This is a genomic window from Exiguobacterium sp. s163, from assembly GCF_018617135.1.
In the GTDB taxonomy this organism is placed as follows: Bacteria; Bacillota; Bacilli; order Exiguobacteriales; family Exiguobacteriaceae; genus Exiguobacterium; species Exiguobacterium profundum.
On the sequence record NZ_JACSJN010000004.1, the window covers coordinates 159,563 to 174,981 of the forward strand.

At 46.6% G+C, this 15,419-nt stretch carries 13 protein-coding genes; 3 read left to right on the forward strand and 10 right to left on the reverse strand.

Features of this window, described 5'->3' with window-relative positions:
• Positions 1-5: 5 nt before the first annotated feature.
• The 10 genes from pyrH to adhE form a co-directional block, all read right to left on the reverse strand.
• Entirely contained in the window at positions 6-761 is a 756-nt protein-coding gene (gene pyrH, locus KNO71_RS11775) for a UMP kinase (protein ID WP_214684364.1), read from the reverse strand.
• A gap of 67 nt (positions 762-828) precedes the next feature.
• Positions 829-1,515, reverse strand: coding sequence for a tetratricopeptide repeat protein (locus KNO71_RS11780; protein WP_214688792.1), 687 nt, complete (start codon positions 1,513-1,515; stop codon positions 829-831).
• Between the two features lie 7 nt (positions 1,516-1,522).
• Positions 1,523-2,491, reverse strand: coding sequence for a VOC family protein (locus KNO71_RS17665; RefSeq protein WP_251031984.1), 969 nt, complete (start codon positions 2,489-2,491; stop codon positions 1,523-1,525).
• A gap of 379 nt (positions 2,492-2,870) precedes the next feature.
• Complete coding sequence (locus KNO71_RS11795) at positions 2,871-3,392, reverse strand: GNAT family N-acetyltransferase (RefSeq protein WP_012726215.1); 522 nt, start codon at positions 3,390-3,392, stop codon at positions 2,871-2,873.
• A 141-nt stretch (positions 3,393-3,533) separates the two neighbouring features.
• A complete protein-coding gene (locus KNO71_RS11800) occupies positions 3,534-5,444 on the reverse strand; it encodes a PTS fructose transporter subunit IIABC (RefSeq protein WP_214688794.1) in 1,911 nt (636 codons plus the stop codon).
• Entirely contained in the window at positions 5,441-6,370 is a 930-nt protein-coding gene (gene pfkB, locus KNO71_RS11805; RefSeq protein ID WP_078146841.1) for a 1-phosphofructokinase, read from the reverse strand. The genes KNO71_RS11800 and pfkB overlap by 4 nt, the downstream gene beginning before the upstream one ends.
• Positions 6,367-7,110, reverse strand: coding sequence for a DeoR/GlpR family DNA-binding transcription regulator (locus KNO71_RS11810; protein WP_078146840.1), 744 nt, complete (start codon positions 7,108-7,110; stop codon positions 6,367-6,369). The genes pfkB and KNO71_RS11810 overlap by 4 nt, the downstream gene beginning before the upstream one ends.
• A gap of 135 nt (positions 7,111-7,245) precedes the next feature.
• Positions 7,246-8,160: an alpha/beta hydrolase gene (locus KNO71_RS11815; RefSeq protein ID WP_078146839.1), complete on the reverse strand. Its 915-nt coding sequence runs from the start codon at positions 8,158-8,160 to the stop codon at positions 7,246-7,248.
• A gap of 84 nt (positions 8,161-8,244) precedes the next feature.
• Positions 8,245-9,429, reverse strand: a complete 1,185-nt coding sequence (locus tag KNO71_RS11820; protein ID WP_078146838.1) for a zinc-binding metallopeptidase family protein — start codon at positions 9,427-9,429, stop codon at positions 8,245-8,247.
• 180 nt (positions 9,430-9,609) lie between these two features.
• Complete coding sequence (adhE, locus tag KNO71_RS11825; RefSeq protein ID WP_078146837.1) at positions 9,610-12,201, reverse strand: bifunctional acetaldehyde-CoA/alcohol dehydrogenase; 2,592 nt, start codon at positions 12,199-12,201, stop codon at positions 9,610-9,612.
• Positions 12,202-12,588: 387 nt separating this feature from the next.
• Between adhE and KNO71_RS11830 the strand changes: the two genes are divergently transcribed.
• From KNO71_RS11830 to KNO71_RS11840, 3 genes are all read left to right on the forward strand, one after another.
• Positions 12,589-13,035 (forward strand): MarR family winged helix-turn-helix transcriptional regulator, encoded by a 447-nt coding sequence (locus tag KNO71_RS11830; protein ID WP_078146836.1) that lies wholly within the window; start codon positions 12,589-12,591, stop codon positions 13,033-13,035.
• 80 nt (positions 13,036-13,115) lie between these two features.
• Entirely contained in the window at positions 13,116-13,829 is a 714-nt protein-coding gene (locus KNO71_RS11835; protein ID WP_012726206.1) for a YebC/PmpR family DNA-binding transcriptional regulator, read from the forward strand.
• Positions 13,830-13,972: 143 nt separating this feature from the next.
• Positions 13,973-15,292 (forward strand): Na+/H+ antiporter family protein, encoded by a 1,320-nt coding sequence (locus KNO71_RS11840; protein ID WP_214688796.1) that lies wholly within the window; start codon positions 13,973-13,975, stop codon positions 15,290-15,292.
• Positions 15,293-15,419: the final 127 nt, after the last annotated feature.

The following is a 15,419-nucleotide window of genomic DNA, read 5'->3' on the forward strand; positions in this document are numbered from 1 at the left end:
TCTCCTCAATTCTGCAAGAGCTGCGTTTCATGGTGATGAATCATCGTTCCAATTCTCTCTCCTTCGAGAATACGATGAATGGCGTTCCGCTCCTTGAAGTCGAACAAGTGAATCGGCAAACCGTGATCTCTCGCGAGAAGCAATGCCGATTGATCCATCACTTTCAAACCATTCGAAATGACATCGTTATAGTGAAGGGTTTCAAATTGACGAGCGTCCGAATCCAAACGAGGATCGCGGTCATATACGCCGGAGACACCGTTCTTTGCCACGAACAAGGCATCACATCCCACTTCGATGGCACGCTGAACAGCCGGATAGTCTGAAGAAACGAACGGTTGACCGTTACCGCCTGCAAAAATGACGATATATCCTTTTTTCAAATGATTGATGGCTCGAAGTTGAATGTACGGCTCGGCTACGCTCGGCATTGGAATCGATGTCATGACACGCACTTCTCGAGTCGTATCTCGTTTCAAGATTCCACGTAGCATCAATGAGTTCATGACTGTCCCGAGCGTTCCGATACTGTCAGCCTCCACTCGATTAATCCCCCACGCTTCTGCTTGATTCCCGCGAAAGAGATTTCCCCCGCCGACCATGACACACACTTCAACCCCGCTATTTGCGAGTGATAATATTTCTTCTGCAATCAGGCTGAGGCTCATTTCGTCAAAGTTATCCGTTCCATCACCAGCTAGAGCGGCTCCACTTAACTTGATACAAATTTTTCGGTGCTTCAATGTCTCCCAACCCTTCATTTGGAATTTTTTATTCAATTCAGTATAGAAGAGATTGTTTGATTGAACAACAGTATTCCATTTTGATTCAAAGGGACATTTTTTCGTATTCTTTGTAAGTCTCCTCAAACATATAAAGTCCACCGATCTCTTCATCGATAAACGTATACAAAGACATTTCAAAGTCTAAAGGTTGTGCTTCAGTGAAACACTCTTTTACTCTAAGTAAACCTTCTTTTATATACAGCTTTCCCTTTTCGATATTCTCGTTTGAGATATAGTACCGTCCAAGATCAAGATGGTAACTAGGAAATTCTGGGTACTTTGCAATCGCCTTTAACAGATACACTTCATACTGATCTGGACGTTCATAACCATGTAGATTGGCCATCGAATAGTAGAGGATCCCTTTTGATTTAGCATCCATTTTATTCAGCATCGACTTGATCTCTTCGATCTTTGTTTCGTCATATACTGGATAGACGAAAGTTGACTCAAGATATACGCCGAGGGCGAAGAAAATCGAATGCTCGGGAAACTTATCAAATGCTTCGAATAAGTGTTTGGAGGCACTCTCATAGTCTTCTTCCGGCGTATCCATTTCAGCACTAATGAGAGTCGTCCAGGCGATGAATTCGTCTGGGTACTCTCGGACTAATTTTCTGGCGGCACGGATTGCAAGGAACAGCTTCTTTGGCGATTGTGCCATAGTTTGTATCTTTTGGATTTCTTGATCAAAATTTATCATTTCCTCTGCCCCTTTAAAAATTTTCATCTATTAATCATTCTGAGAGGATGATTTGAATACCGTTCGGATCAGTTGAACTGATCGTACAATCACTCATCAGGTTTACATGCGTTAACTGTGTGTGATCCGATTCAGTTGCTACGATTTGCGGGACAAGACAATTGAATAATTGTTGCAATACATCTTCAAGACCTACCGTTTTCGTTTCAATATTCAATCGATGGATACGATTCTCAAAATGTGATTGAATAGCATCGAAATGGTGCTGCAGCTCGATTCGAAATCCGTATGGTGTATGGATGAACGTTCTTCGTTCATTTGACTGAACCGTCAACCCTATTTCCTCTGCTCGTTCTAACACATTCACTTTTTCCTCTTCAGATACTAAAAAACCAATATGATCAAACATCACTTTCTTTCCGTAACCGAAAGTGATATTCGTCGCTCCCCGCTTCATTTCAATGATTCTAAATTGAATGGACTGCTCCCTAAAATCGTCCCAGTCGAGTGGTGGACTAAAGGATTCGAATTCCCCATCCTTCTTTCCGATTCGTAGAGTTACTTGAAAACCGAGATTCGCATAAAATTTCTCCGTTTCTTCTACATGTGGTGTCCATAGATGATAATGAAATAGCATATTCTCTCCCCTTTTTGAATCAGTTATGTACATTCTATATTTTTTTAACCACTCTTCGTACGGAATCACATCAGCAGTTTCATCTGCGTTTGTTCCAATCAACATGATGAGTTCAAGCGAATTGCCGTCCGGGTCCTCAAAGTAGATGGCCGCATGCTCGTATGGAGCATTTGGAAGGACGAGTGGCTGCTGTTCCGGTGTCATCTTGAACGCAGTACGAATTTCAATTCCCTGATTCTCAAGCCATGCTTTGATCGCATCCAAATCCTGCTCCTCGATTCGAAAAGCGATGTGTCGGATTGATGGATGATACGGTAAATCGACTTGACCAGATTTCCATAGCCCAATCCAGCTCTCCCCTTTCATAATCCAAAGGAAAGCCAACTTTTCATTTTAGAATGCCAACTCTAATCCTAATTTCTCATAAAATCGAATTGATTCAGTTAAATCACTCACCGGCAAGTGCGCCTCGTATATTCCTTTTATCATTCATCGTATCCTCATTTCTACATTTATATTCATCCATATTTGTCCTTACTAGACATAGATTTATTGACAAATTACCATTGTAAAATTATTATAGATAATTCCATTATAGAACTAGAGAGGATGGAACGGGAAAAATATCCCGTGGGAATTTACGTTGTTGGCTGCAAAGCTGAATCTATCTTGAATGAAAAAATCGGTTAAAGGCTCATACATTAGACACAAAAAAAGACCGTAGATCATTCTACAGTCTCAAAGCTTAGGCTCCCATGATGGAGTCATGACGGGTCGTTTCCCATCCATACGCCACTTCTCGAAGCATCAATTCACCAAACTCTCGATCTTTCTGGTCGATGACCTGCCCTTGTTTTCGCTCATAAAATGTACGGAACGGATTCATCTCAAGTGCCCAGATCAAGAGCCCTGCCTCACACATCGATTGCACGGCATGTTCAAGGAGAGCGGACCCGATCCCGTTCCCTTGATGGTTCTCTAAAATATAAATAGCATACACTTCATTCGTGTGGTCTGGATACTCTCCTGTCCGCTCTTCTCCGTAAAGAACGAAGCCCACGATTTCGTCCTCGACAATCGCCACAAAGCCGGCTACTTCTTGCCGACGAAGGGCGGTCCGCAAGCGTTCTGCCCATTCGATGGAGCCGGATGATACTTTTAGCAAATACTCAGTCGGTACGATCCCCCGATAGGTCGTACGCCACCCGTTCACACGCACTCTCGCAATCCCATACACATCATCTGGTTTGGCGACTCGAATGTCCAATGTGACCCCCTCCTCACCCGAAGCTTTACAAATAGTTTACCACAAATCCCCAACTTGCAATCCGAGATTATGTGAATTTTGCACGGACATCGACAACAATAAAGACGTCACCTCTGGATAAAGGCGACGTCTCTTCTTACGTTATGCAACTTCTTTAGATTGGACTGGTGTCGATGTTGTTAACGGTTTTTTCAAGAACGAGAGGAGCAATGCTCCGACCACCGCACCTGCCAAGATGGCGAGTGCATAGAGACCCATACTCACAGCGACGTTTCCAGCTCCTTCAAGAAGTGGGAAGACGAAGATCCCACCGTGTGGCGCTGGTAATTGAATCGTGAAGAATGCGGATAATCCTCCTGCAATGGCAGATCCGAGAATCGCTGATGGAAGAACGCGAATCGGGTCCGCAGCCGCGAATGGGATTGCCGCTTCCGTGATGAACGAGGCTCCCATAATATAAGCAGTTTTTCCTGCTTCGCGCTCTTGTTTCGAGAACTTTTGACGAGCGAAGACTGTTGATGCGAGTGCGACGAGGAGTGGTGGTACCATCCCTCCAGCCATGACGGCTGCCATGACTTCTTGGTTACCCGCTGTAAGTGCTGCCGTACCGAAGACGTACGCTGTCTTGTTGATCGGACCACCCATATCGACTGCCATCATCCCACCGACGATGACTCCTAAAAGGATAGCGTTCGCGCCACTCATGCTGTTCAACGTATCCATCAACCATGTCATAAGTGCTGCGATCGGTTCGTTGACGACGAGTAACATGACCATCCCGGAGATGAACGAGCCGAGTAACGGATACAAGAGGACTGGCTTGATTCCTTCAAGTGAAGCAGGCAACTTCGCGAGTGCCTTTTTCAAGAAAAGGACGACATAACCGGCCAAGAAACCGGCGATGAGACCACCGAGGAATCCGGCGTTCCCTTGACTTGCAAGTACCCCTGCCACGAGACCTGGTGCGAGACCTGGGCGATCGGCAATCGACATCGCGATGAAACCGGCGAGAATCGGAACGAGGAAGCCGAATGCAGCTCCACCGATCGTCATCAACTGTGCTGCAAATTCATTGTAAGACGGGTCATCCGGGTTAGCAGAGTTGATGCCCCAGAAGAAGCTGATGGCAATCAAGAGTCCACCTGCGACAACGAGTGGAAGCATCGCAGATACACCGCTCATCAAGTGCTTGTACACGCCTGTACGTTGTTCTTTCGAAGCACCACCTGATGTTTTCGAAGCCTCATATACCGGCGCATCTTGTTTCACCGCACGATTGATGAGTTCTTCAGGTTTCCGAATCCCTTGTGCGACCGGAACTTCGATGACTCGCTTACCAGCGAAACGATCCATTTCAACAGCCTTGTCCGCTGCGACGATGATCGCTGTCGCCCGGTCGATATCCGCGCGCGTCAATTCATTTTTTACGCCAGTCGATCCGTTCGTTTCGACTTTAATATCGACGCCCATCGCTTCGGCTTTTTGCTTCAAGCTATCTGCTGCCATATACGTATGAGCGATTCCTGTCGGGCATGCCGTGACGGCCAAAATGAACGGTGCATCTTCATTCGTCGGTTTCACGACTTCTGGCTTCTCTTCTGCCGCTTCTTTTTCTTCGATGGCACGAATGACATCGCTTTCAGAAGTGGCTGCATAGAGACGCTCTTGGAATGCAGGGTCCATCAAGTAAACTGAAAGTTTAGAGAGTGTTTCAAGGTGTTCATTATTCGCATTTTCTCCTGCCGCAATCATAAAGAAGAGGCGGCTCGGTTGTCCGTCTAACGCTTCGTAGTCGACGCCTTCCGAGCGACCGAATGCGATTGCTGGCGTTTTGACCGCACTCGTTTTCGCATGAGGAATGGCAATCCCTTCTCCGAGGCCGGTCGTGCTCTCGCTTTCACGTTTTAGAATCGCATCGCGATAACCGTTGCGGTTGGATAGTTTACCAGCGCGATCGAGGACATCGACAAGTTCTTCGATGACCTCACGCTTAGAACTCGCGCGTAGATTCAATTGAATCGTGTCGCGTTGGAGCAAGTCCGTGATTTTCATGTTGTTTCCTCCATTCGTTTCAGTGGCGTGAGTTGTACTTGATCGATCAATCGATCGATCTCTTGTTTTGAACATAGGCCGAACGTATAAGCAGATGCGCTTCCTGTCGTGACCGCGTATCGAAATGCTTCTTGTTCACCTTTTTCTTTCACATTCGCGACAAATCCGGCAACGAGTGAATCTCCTGCACCAACCGAGTTCACGAGTTTCCCGACCGGTGTGTTCGCTGTGACGGCTCCGTCCTTGTTAACAAGTAGTGCCCCGTCTCCCGCAAAGGAGATGATGACGTTTTTCGCCCCGCGTTTGACGAGCTGTTCGGCATATGGAAGAGCTTCTTCAAACGTTTCGATCTCGGTATCAAACAATTCACCTAATTCATGGTGGTTCGGTTTGATCATGAGTGGTTCGAGGGCGAGCACCTCGAGCATGGCATCTTTCGTTGTATCGACGACAAAGTCGGCACCTTTTTCGCGAATCGATTCAGCAATGGTCCGATATAGCGAGTCTGGTAGGTTGCTCGGGATACTACCCGCGAGGACGACAATATCGCCTTCTTGAACTTGATCGAACTTGGCCGTCAACAGTTCGAGCTCGCGCTCTGTGATATTCGGTCCGCTCGCATTCAGTTCTGTTTCCTCTTTCGCCCGAATCTTGACATTGATCCGGGTGTTCCCATTCACCTCTACGAAATCGGTGTGTACACCGTGGTCGACGAGTGACTTTTTAATGAAGTCACCGGTCGTCCCACCGATGAAACCAAGCGCCTTCGTCTCTTGTGCATATTCCCGAAGAACGATGGAGACGTTAATTCCTTTACCGCCTGCGCGCTCCGTCGTCTCTTCGATTCGGTTCACTTCTCCTAGATGTACTTCAGGTAATGTTACGTAGTAATCAATAGAAGGGTTGAGTGTTAACGTGTAAATCATTTCGCATTCACCACCTTTGTGATTGTTTGGATGGAACTCATTGACTCACTGCTTGATGTGATCAACTGAGCGGCATCTAACGTCGCGACTCGGCTGAACGTTCGTTTCCCGATCTTCGATGCGTCCGCGAGTACGAACGAGGTTTGTGCCAATTCGATTGCCGTTTTTTTGACAAGCGCTTCTTCTGGGTCCGGGGTCGTGTAACCCGCTTCAAGGTCGATTCCATTCATTCCGAGAAAGGCGAGGTCGACACGATAATTCATCATGCTCTCGCGTGCGTTATACCCAACCAATGCCTGGGTGGAACGCTTTAATTCTCCGCCAATCACAAACGTCTTAATATCAAGATCAAATAATTCATTCGCAATCGGTAGACTGTTTGTGACGACGACAATTTTTTTTCCTTCTAAAAACGGAACCATCGCCTGAGTGGTTGTACCGGCATCTAAATAAATCGACATCCCGTCTTCGATGAACGTTGCGGCCTTCCGTGCAATCGCAACTTTTTCATCTACGAACCGGTCTCGCTTTTCTTCAAATGTCGGTTCCTCATCTGGAGTCGCAATGAGCGTTGCGCCTCCGTGAACCCTTGCCAGATACCCTTCCGCTTCAAGGTCCGTCAAATCTCGACGAATCGTCGACTCGGATGAATCAGTTAAATCAACCAATTCTTTTAATTTGACGACCTTCTGTTCAGATAAGCGTTGCAAAATCAACTGATGTCGTTGTTTCGTTAACATCTTGTTCCCTCCATACGTCTAATATAAAGCGTTTTCATTATAAAAACAACTAAAATCATTCAAAAACATTCATTTCCATTCAACTTGTCACAATTATAACATAAAAAACGGTCAATAGATGACCGTTTTTTGAGTTTATGACTGTATTTTTAACCATTCATCCAATTCTTGAACGAGTTTTGGATGAATCGGCGCATCGATCGCTTCTCGATACTCTTTATGCAACGTGAGAAGCGAATGGGGTGACTCCCGTTTCACGAGCAGATGATTCATATCATCGATGATCGATGAGGTGACCTCCCCTTTTGTTTGAATCATATGGACGTGTTCGGGTGGGACTTGCACATCACGCCCCCCCGTAATCGCAAGAACCGGGACGGTCACATGCTCCAATCGCTCTCGGACGTCATAGGATGCATGTTCTCGAATCCATTTCGCATTTACGACTTGACCTCGATATTTGAAAGACGAGACGTTCGTCCGTAAAGAACGCTCTAACAAATCGTCCTGTCGCTGCCTAACTTTTTTGGCAACGCCCGTCAACCGATAGAAGAGACCTTTTATTCCCTTCACATGTTCGATATCTTTAGCGAGTGCATCTGCTTGGTATAAGAACATCTGCTTGGACGCTTCATGGAAACCGGAAAGTAAGATCAGTCCATCCGCCTTCGTCTCAAGTTGAACGGCAGGAGCAAGGACGGCCCCTTCACTATGACCAAGTAGATATAAGCGATTCACATCGGCCAATTGTCGAATGGTGCGTACGACAAGAATCGCATCGTTAATCAAGTCATGTAATCCGACTTTGTTGAAGTCTCCATCTGACTTCCCGATTCCTTGTTTGTCATATCGGAACACGTTATATCCATGGTCATACAACGCTTCTGCCAGCTTGGCATACGTGTTAAATCCGACACCACCCATATTGCCGTCACGGTCACTCGGCCCACTTCCGCTCAACATGACAATCGTCGTCCGAGGCTCCTCATGGGAAAGAAAAGTTCCTGCAATCGTTCCATATGTTGTCGTAATTGTCATCTCTTGTTTCATCGTATCGCCTCCATTACAATCATACCCGAAACCGACATCTAAAAAAATATGTCGCCGTCTTCTCAGACAGCGACAATGATTAGGTCAGTCAGTTAGCCAATTGTGCATCCAATCGACCGCACCCGTTACTCCATCTTCCGACAGCCGTTCGAACGTATCTTTCTCCGTGAACACATGCCAACTTCCTTCTAATGAATCACTCAACATCAAATAAGGGATTCCTGCTTCATCGTAAGCGTCACCCGGTGAACTTGCTAACGAACGTACTTCTAGTTCAGCGAATGGCGCCCGTTCTAGTACTGGATAGGATTTCATCCCTTTCGTCCGAACGTATAGTGGACCATCACCAGTCCCAAGAATATCGAGCATGACGACCGCTTCCACTTTTTCTTTTTGCTCCCCTAGCCGTTCAAGGAAATCGTCACTCGCTTCTCTAGAGTCGCCGTTTCCATTCAAAAAGACATATCGAATCGTATAGTCTGGCATTTCCTCGTTCATCACCTGCATCAGATGATATAAGACCGTAGACGGACCGACGGCAGACAAATAATGGGCTCCGTGCCAGGAAGAATCGAGTCGTGACATGAGAATGATCTCCCGTTCCGATTTTCCTTGTTGGACAAACTCGACATATGGGATCTCTTCACGATAAGGTTTGACTCGAATCATTTCCCCGTCCTTCAGTTGTTCAGCCGTATCCAAGTCTACCCCTGTACCATCTAACTTCATATAGGATGACGTGAAAACGAAACCCGTCTCATATGGGTCGTCTTCATAAGGGGTGATCAGGTATCCTGCAGCTCCTGCAGATGCGAGCTCTGACAAGTACGCGTTCGCTTCCTGGTCATTCAAAACCTCACCTGCGTAATCGACGGTATACGCATCCTCGATGTTGTCATATGAAAACTTTGTTGTCGGTAAGACGACCACTTTTTCTTTCACATCCGGAATGTCTTGTCCCCACGTCATATGTAGAATCGTACCTTTGAACGGTTGATCAAACGTCATCGATGAAAACCCCTCATACGTTTCGTCCCCCACTTCAATCTCAGTCCAGCCGGTTATCCGTTCTGTGTAAAGGAGGTTTCGATCCATGTCGATAGGTAACTCGGTTCCGAATGATTCAAAAAAGTCGGCACTCTCCCAACTATCCGCATTTCGATCAACTGATGAAATATATTCCGCGGTCTCGAGCGGCGTCGAATAAATTGGATTGAAGAAAAGAACAACTGTCGCGATTGAACGCAACAAACTAAACACGATGATCATGACACGATCTCCATTCATCAATAAATTGCTATGTATACCATTTTTTATTATATACAGCTATTTATGGTCTGACTATTCAATTTTTTATAAATTTAAATATAATTTTAGAAACTGAATGTCATATTCCGACCACAAGAAAAGCCCGTTCGAGTTGAACGGGCCCCTTGTAAATTTTGAAGCTTATACGCCTTCGTATGCTGCGTACATGATCTCTTTCAATTCTTCAACGAGCGGCATTTTCGGGTTGGCCGTCGTACATTGGTCTTCGAATGCGTCGACTGCCATCTTGTCGATCTTCGCATCGAGTTCTGCTTTCTTGATGCCTTGCGCCTTGAACGAAAGTTTGATGTTCAAGCGTTGACCGAGCTCGATGATCGCTTGGACGAGTGACTCGACACCTTCAGCTGTCGTGCTTGCTGGAAGTCCGAGGTAACGCGCGATTTCTGCATAACGTTCGTCTGCGATGAATGACTCATATTTCGGGAACGCCGCAAGTTTCGATGGGCGTGTCGCGTTGTAACGGATGACGTGTGGCATGAGAATCGCGTTCGTACGACCGTGTGGGACGTGGAACTCTCCACCGATTTTGTGAGCGATCGAGTGGTTGATACCGAGGAATGCGTTCGCAAACGCCATACCCGCCATCGTTGAAGCGTTGTGTACTTTCTGACGAGCTTCCGCATCGCTACCGTTTTCATACGCTTTTGGTAGGTAGTCGAAGATCATCTTGATGGCGCGGAGGCAAAGTCCGTCTGTGTAATCATTCGCCATGACGGAAACATATGCTTCGATTGCGTGTGTCATGACGTCCATTCCTGTATCAGCCGTGATTGAAGCTGGAACGGTCATGACGAACTCAGGGTCGACGATGGCGACGTCTGGTGTGATCGCATAGTCAGCAATCGGATATTTCACGTTACGTTTTTTATCTGTGATGACAGTGAACGGTGTCACTTCAGAACCTGTACCAGACGTTGTCGGGATGGCGATAAACATTGACTTGTTACCGAGTGTCGGGAACTTATATGTCCGTTTGCGAATATCCATAAATTTCTGGCGTAGATTCGAGAACTTCTCTTCTGGACGTTCGTAGAAGAGCCACATGCCTTTCGCAGCATCCATCGGTGAACCACCACCAAGTGCGATGATCATGTCTGGTTGGAAGTGACGCATTGCTTCGGCACCGTTCATGACCGTTTCAACAGATGGATCCGGTTCGACTTGGTCGAAGATGCGGTACTCGACACCAGCCGGCAAGTTTTTGATGACTTTGTCAGCGAATCCGAGTTTGACCATCATTTCATCCGTGACGATCATCGCCCGTTTTTTCGTTGTGAGCGATTGAAGATATTGTACTGAGTTTTTCTCGAAATAGATTTTTTCAGGTACTTTGAACCATTGCATATTCACGCGACGTCTCGCCACCTTTTTCACGTTGAGTAGATGTTTCGCCGTCACGTTTTCTGAGACGGAGTTTTTACCGTAAGACCCACAACCGAGCGTAAGGGATGGTGTCATTTCGTTATAAAGGTCACCGATTCCACCGTGTGCTGAAGGTGAGTTGACGATGATGCGGCAAGCTTTCATACGGAGACCGAACTCAAGGATGGCATCGTCATCTGTTGAGTGGATGACAGCCGTATGACCGAGACCACCAATCTCGAGCATTTTTTCAGCGATTGCGAATCCTTCTTCACGTGATTGAACTTTATACGCACCGAGAACCGGGCTTAATTTTTCGTGAGAGAGAAGTTCCGTTGCGCCAACTGTTTCAAGCTCTGCAATCAAGATCTTCGTGTCCGCTGGTACTTTGAGACCTGCCTGTTCAGCGATCCATGCTGCCGGCTTCCCGACGATTTCAGGGTTGACCGCACATGTATCTGTTCGAATGACGAGTGTTTCAAGTTTTGCTTTTTCTTCTGGTGAGCAGAAGTAGCAACCTAGTGCCGTCATCTCTGCTTTCACTTCTTCATATACTTCTTGATCGACGATGATCGCTTGTTCAGACGCACAGATCATTCCGTTGTCGAACGTTTTTGAAAGGATGACGTCTGAGATGGCACGTTTCACTTTCGCAGTCTTATCGATATAGGCTGGTACGTTACCAGGTCCGACACCGAGTGCTGGTTTACCAGTCGAGTAAGCCGATTTGACCATCGCTGCCCCACCCGTCGCAAGGACCATCGCCACGCCAGGGTGGTTCATGAGCGCTTTCGTCGCATCGAGTGACGGAACTTCAACCCATTGAATCAAGTTTTCAGGAGCACCTGCCGCCACTGCTGCGTCACGGAGGACACGAGCCGCTTCGCTTGAACATTGTTGCGCTGATGGATGGAACGCGAAGATAATCGGATTACGTGTCTTGATGGCGATGATCGCTTTGAACATCGTTGTCGATGTTGGGTTTGTGACCGGTGTGACCCCAGCGACGACACCGACTGGTTCCGCGATGTATGTGATTCCGTTTTGAACGTCATCTTCAAGGACGCCTACCGTTTTCTCACCACGGAGTGAGTTATAGATATATTCTGTCGCGAAGATATTTTTGATCATCTTGTCTTCAAAGACACCGCGACCTGTTTCTGTATGTGCTAATTTCGCGAGTGTGACGTGTTGCTCGAGTCCCGCAAGCGCCATCGCCTGTACGATGTGATCAATTTTCTCTTGGTCGAACGTCATCAACGTATCGAGTGCCTTATGCGCACTTGCTACGAGCGTGTCCACCATTTGTTCTGCCGTTGTTTCCACTTTTGCTTTCTCTTTGACTGCCATGTTAGGTTCCTCCTCATAAGTGAGAGCTTTTTATGAACATATTGACTTGATGGAAGCACATTGTGATGACTGTTTTTAGAGATTGTGCTTTCCTTCACATTCATAGAATACAATGTTTTTCAGGTTTTGTGGGTGACAAGAATGTGAACTCTTTCACAATATTTTTTTATCTGTTATTGATAGCTCTTGATTTTTGTATGCGTCCTCAGTAAAATCGAATTCGTTTTCATGAAAATATATCAAACCTTCAATGTAAACGCTTACATATTTTGTGTCGATTCAATCTCTACTATGATGTATCAATCATCACATCAACCCGTTTTTAGGTTCAACTGCACCTAACTCGTGTATAATGAAAATAGAACCTAACTAGGAAGTGAATCTATTATGCCGAAACAAGATGCAGCGGACCAGTTTGTCAAACTGATTCCTTTAATTCGTCGTAAATTGTTACGTCGATCTGATTTTCCTCAAATTCTAAACCTGAACTTCTCTCATTTCCATCTATTGATGTTGATTGAGGACGAGGGGGCTGTCACGAATGGACGAATCAGCGAGACACTCTCCATCGCGCCACCGAACGTTACCCCGCTCATCACGAAATTATTGAACGAGGGGTATATCACGCGGGTGCCAGACGAGCGGGATCGCCGCGTGATTTGGAATCAACTGACCGAGGAAGGTGAACGAATCTTACTTGAGCGCAGAGACTCATTCCGTAGACTATTCGAGGAACGTCTCGCCTTTTTGAATGAGGACGAAACTGATCGACTCATTGAGAGTTTGAAGACACTTACAGAGATTGTCGAGAAGATGGACAAAGGTGACAAGTAAAACTTTTCTCGTCAATTCCCACAACTTCTTATATAATCTGTAATGAATCTACGTACAAATGGAAAGAGAGATGACATGTAATGGGTCGTAAATGGAACAACATTAAAGAGAAGAAGGCGTCAAAAGATGCGAACACGAGTCGCGTCTATGCGAAGTTCGGTCGCGAGATTTATGTGGCCGCTCGTCAAGGGGAACCTGATCCTGAGTTGAACCAGTCATTAAAATTCGTTGTGGAACGTGCGAAGACGTATAACGTGCCCCGGGCGATCATCGATCGTGCCATCGACAAAGCCAAAGGTGGCGATGAGGAAAATTTCGATGAACTTCGATATGAAGGGTTTGGTCCGAATGGTTCGATGGTCATCGTCGATACATTGACGAATAACGTCAACCGTACGGCTTCAGAAGTTCGTGCCGCTTTCGGTAAAAACGGAGGCAACATGGGAGTCAGTGGCTCGGTCGCATATATGTTCGATGCAACTGCCGTCATCGGTGTCAATGAAATGTCGGCAGATGACGTCCTCGAACTCATGATGGAACATGACCTTGATGTGCGTGATGTTATCGAGGAAGACGAGACGGTCATCGTCTATGCAGAGCCAGAAGCGTTCCACGCCGTTCAAACTGCATTCAAGGCTGCCGGTGTAGAAGAGTTTGCCGTTGCGGAATTGACGATGCTCCCGCAGAACGAAGTGTCACTCGATGACGCTTCGCAAGAACAGTTTGAAAAACTAATCGATGTGCTCGAAGACTTGGAAGATGTGCGCCAAGTGTATCATAACGTCGAAATGTAACACGTAAGCGATAACTTTCACGAGTTATCGCTTTTTTTCATATTCGATTTGACAAGGGTCACATCATATGTTAAATTTCAAAAAGTCTTTATCATATTAAAGTGATACCAAGAGAAAGAAAACGCGAAAGGTGTTGGATCGATATGAACGCAGTATTACTTGCAGTCATCGTCTTATTTGCGCTCGCCATCAGCCGAGTGCACATTGTATTATCATTAATCTTAGCGGCGCTTGTCGGAGGGATTGTTGGAGGACTTGGGTTCAACGATACGTTGACCGCCTTCAGTGACGGTCTTGGTGGTGGAGCGAGCATCGCACTCAGCTACGCGCTCCTCGGCGCATTCGCTGTCGGGTTATCGAAGACGGGGCTTCCGGATGTCTTAGCTGAAAAATTGATTGCGATGTCAGGTCGTGACGTGTCAGGCAAGCGTGTGATGTACGTCAAAGCATTCCTGTTGTCACTCATCTTATTGTTATCCATCAGCTCTCAAAACGTGCTTCCGATACACATCGCCTTTATCCCGATTGTGATTCCGCCGTTACTCGTACTGTTCAATGAGTTGAATGTAGACCGTCGTCTCGTAGCGATCATTTTGACGTTCGGTCTTGTGACACCATATATGTTGTTACCTGTCGGGTTTGGTGGGATTTACTTGAATGAGATTCTCATCGCAAACGTTGAAGCAAACGGCTTGACTGTCGGAGACGTCAACATCATCTCGATCATGGGTATCCCGGCATTAGGGATGGTCGTCGGATTGATAGCGGCGTTCATTCACTACCGGAAACCGAGAACGTATGACACGATTGCACTCGGACCAACTGATTATGAAGTACGTCAAATGAGTGGTTTGAAGATGATCATGACACTCGCTGTCGTTCTCATCGTCCTCATCGTTCAATTGCAGACCGAGTCGATGATCGCCTCTGCGGTGACTGGTTTGATCTTGCTTTCAATCTTCCGCCTGATTCCATGGTCTGAGGCAGATGATATCTTCACAAGCGGCATGCGCATGATGGCATTCATCGGGTTTGTCATGATCGCCGCAAGTGGATTCGCTGCCGTCATCCGCGAGACAGGTGCGATCGAACCGCTCGTCAACGGAGCGAGCGATTTGATGGGTGACTCTAAACTCATTGCCGCTCTCCTCATGTTGCTCGTCGGCCTTGTCATCACGCTCGGAATCGGTTCAAGTTTCTCGACCGTTCCAATCATTGCTGCGATTTTCGTCCCGCTCTGTGTACAATACGGGTTCTCAGTCGAGGCGACCATCGCCATCATCGGGACTGCAGGAGCGCTTGGGGACGCAGGTAGCCCAGCGAGTGACTCGACACTCGGACCTACGAGTGGATTGAACGCTGACGGTCAACACGATCACCTACGTGAAACGGTTTGGCCAACGTTCTTACACTACAATATTCCACTCATCATCTTTGGTGTGATTGCCGCGATGGTGCTTTGATCATTTTTTCCGTCGTGAATAAATGGTTCCTAATAAAATGAGGATGAGAATAAACCAGATTCCCGTATACATGAGGATTTCCGTGAACATAAAACTCCTCCTAAACAAAAGATAAGGAGCGACGGCT

What these genes read in the sequence shown, in the direction of transcription:
- KNO71_RS11780 (WP_214688792.1), bottom strand. Translation starts at nt 1,515, where the DNA reads ATGAAAATTTTTAAAGGGGCAGAGGAAATGATAAATTTTGATCAAGAA.
- KNO71_RS11820 (WP_078146838.1), bottom strand. Translation starts at nt 9,429, where the DNA reads ATGATCATCGTGTTTAGTTTGTTGCGTTCAATCGCGACAGTTGTTCTT.
- KNO71_RS11830 (WP_078146836.1), top strand. Translation starts at nt 12,589, where the DNA reads ATGCCGAAACAAGATGCAGCGGACCAGTTTGTCAAACTGATTCCTTTA.
- KNO71_RS11815 (WP_078146839.1), bottom strand. Translation starts at nt 8,160, where the DNA reads ATGAAACAAGAGATGACAATTACGACAACATATGGAACGATTGCAGGA.
- KNO71_RS17665 (WP_251031984.1), bottom strand. Translation starts at nt 2,491, where the DNA reads ATGAAAGGGGAGAGCTGGATTGGGCTATGGAAATCTGGTCAAGTCGAT.
- KNO71_RS11835 (WP_012726206.1), top strand. Translation starts at nt 13,116, where the DNA reads ATGGGTCGTAAATGGAACAACATTAAAGAGAAGAAGGCGTCAAAAGAT.
- adhE (WP_078146837.1), bottom strand. Translation starts at nt 12,201, where the DNA reads ATGGCAGTCAAAGAGAAAGCAAAAGTGGAAACAACGGCAGAACAAATG.
- KNO71_RS11840 (WP_214688796.1), top strand. Translation starts at nt 13,973, where the DNA reads ATGAACGCAGTATTACTTGCAGTCATCGTCTTATTTGCGCTCGCCATC.
- KNO71_RS11810 (WP_078146840.1), bottom strand. Translation starts at nt 7,110, where the DNA reads ATGTTAACGAAACAACGACATCAGTTGATTTTGCAACGCTTATCTGAA.
- pyrH (WP_214684364.1), bottom strand. Translation starts at nt 761, where the DNA reads ATGAAGGGTTGGGAGACATTGAAGCACCGAAAAATTTGTATCAAGTTA.
- KNO71_RS11800 (WP_214688794.1), bottom strand. Translation starts at nt 5,444, where the DNA reads ATGAAAATCACGGACTTGCTCCAACGCGACACGATTCAATTGAATCTA.
- pfkB (WP_078146841.1), bottom strand. Translation starts at nt 6,370, where the DNA reads ATGATTTACACGTTAACACTCAACCCTTCTATTGATTACTACGTAACA.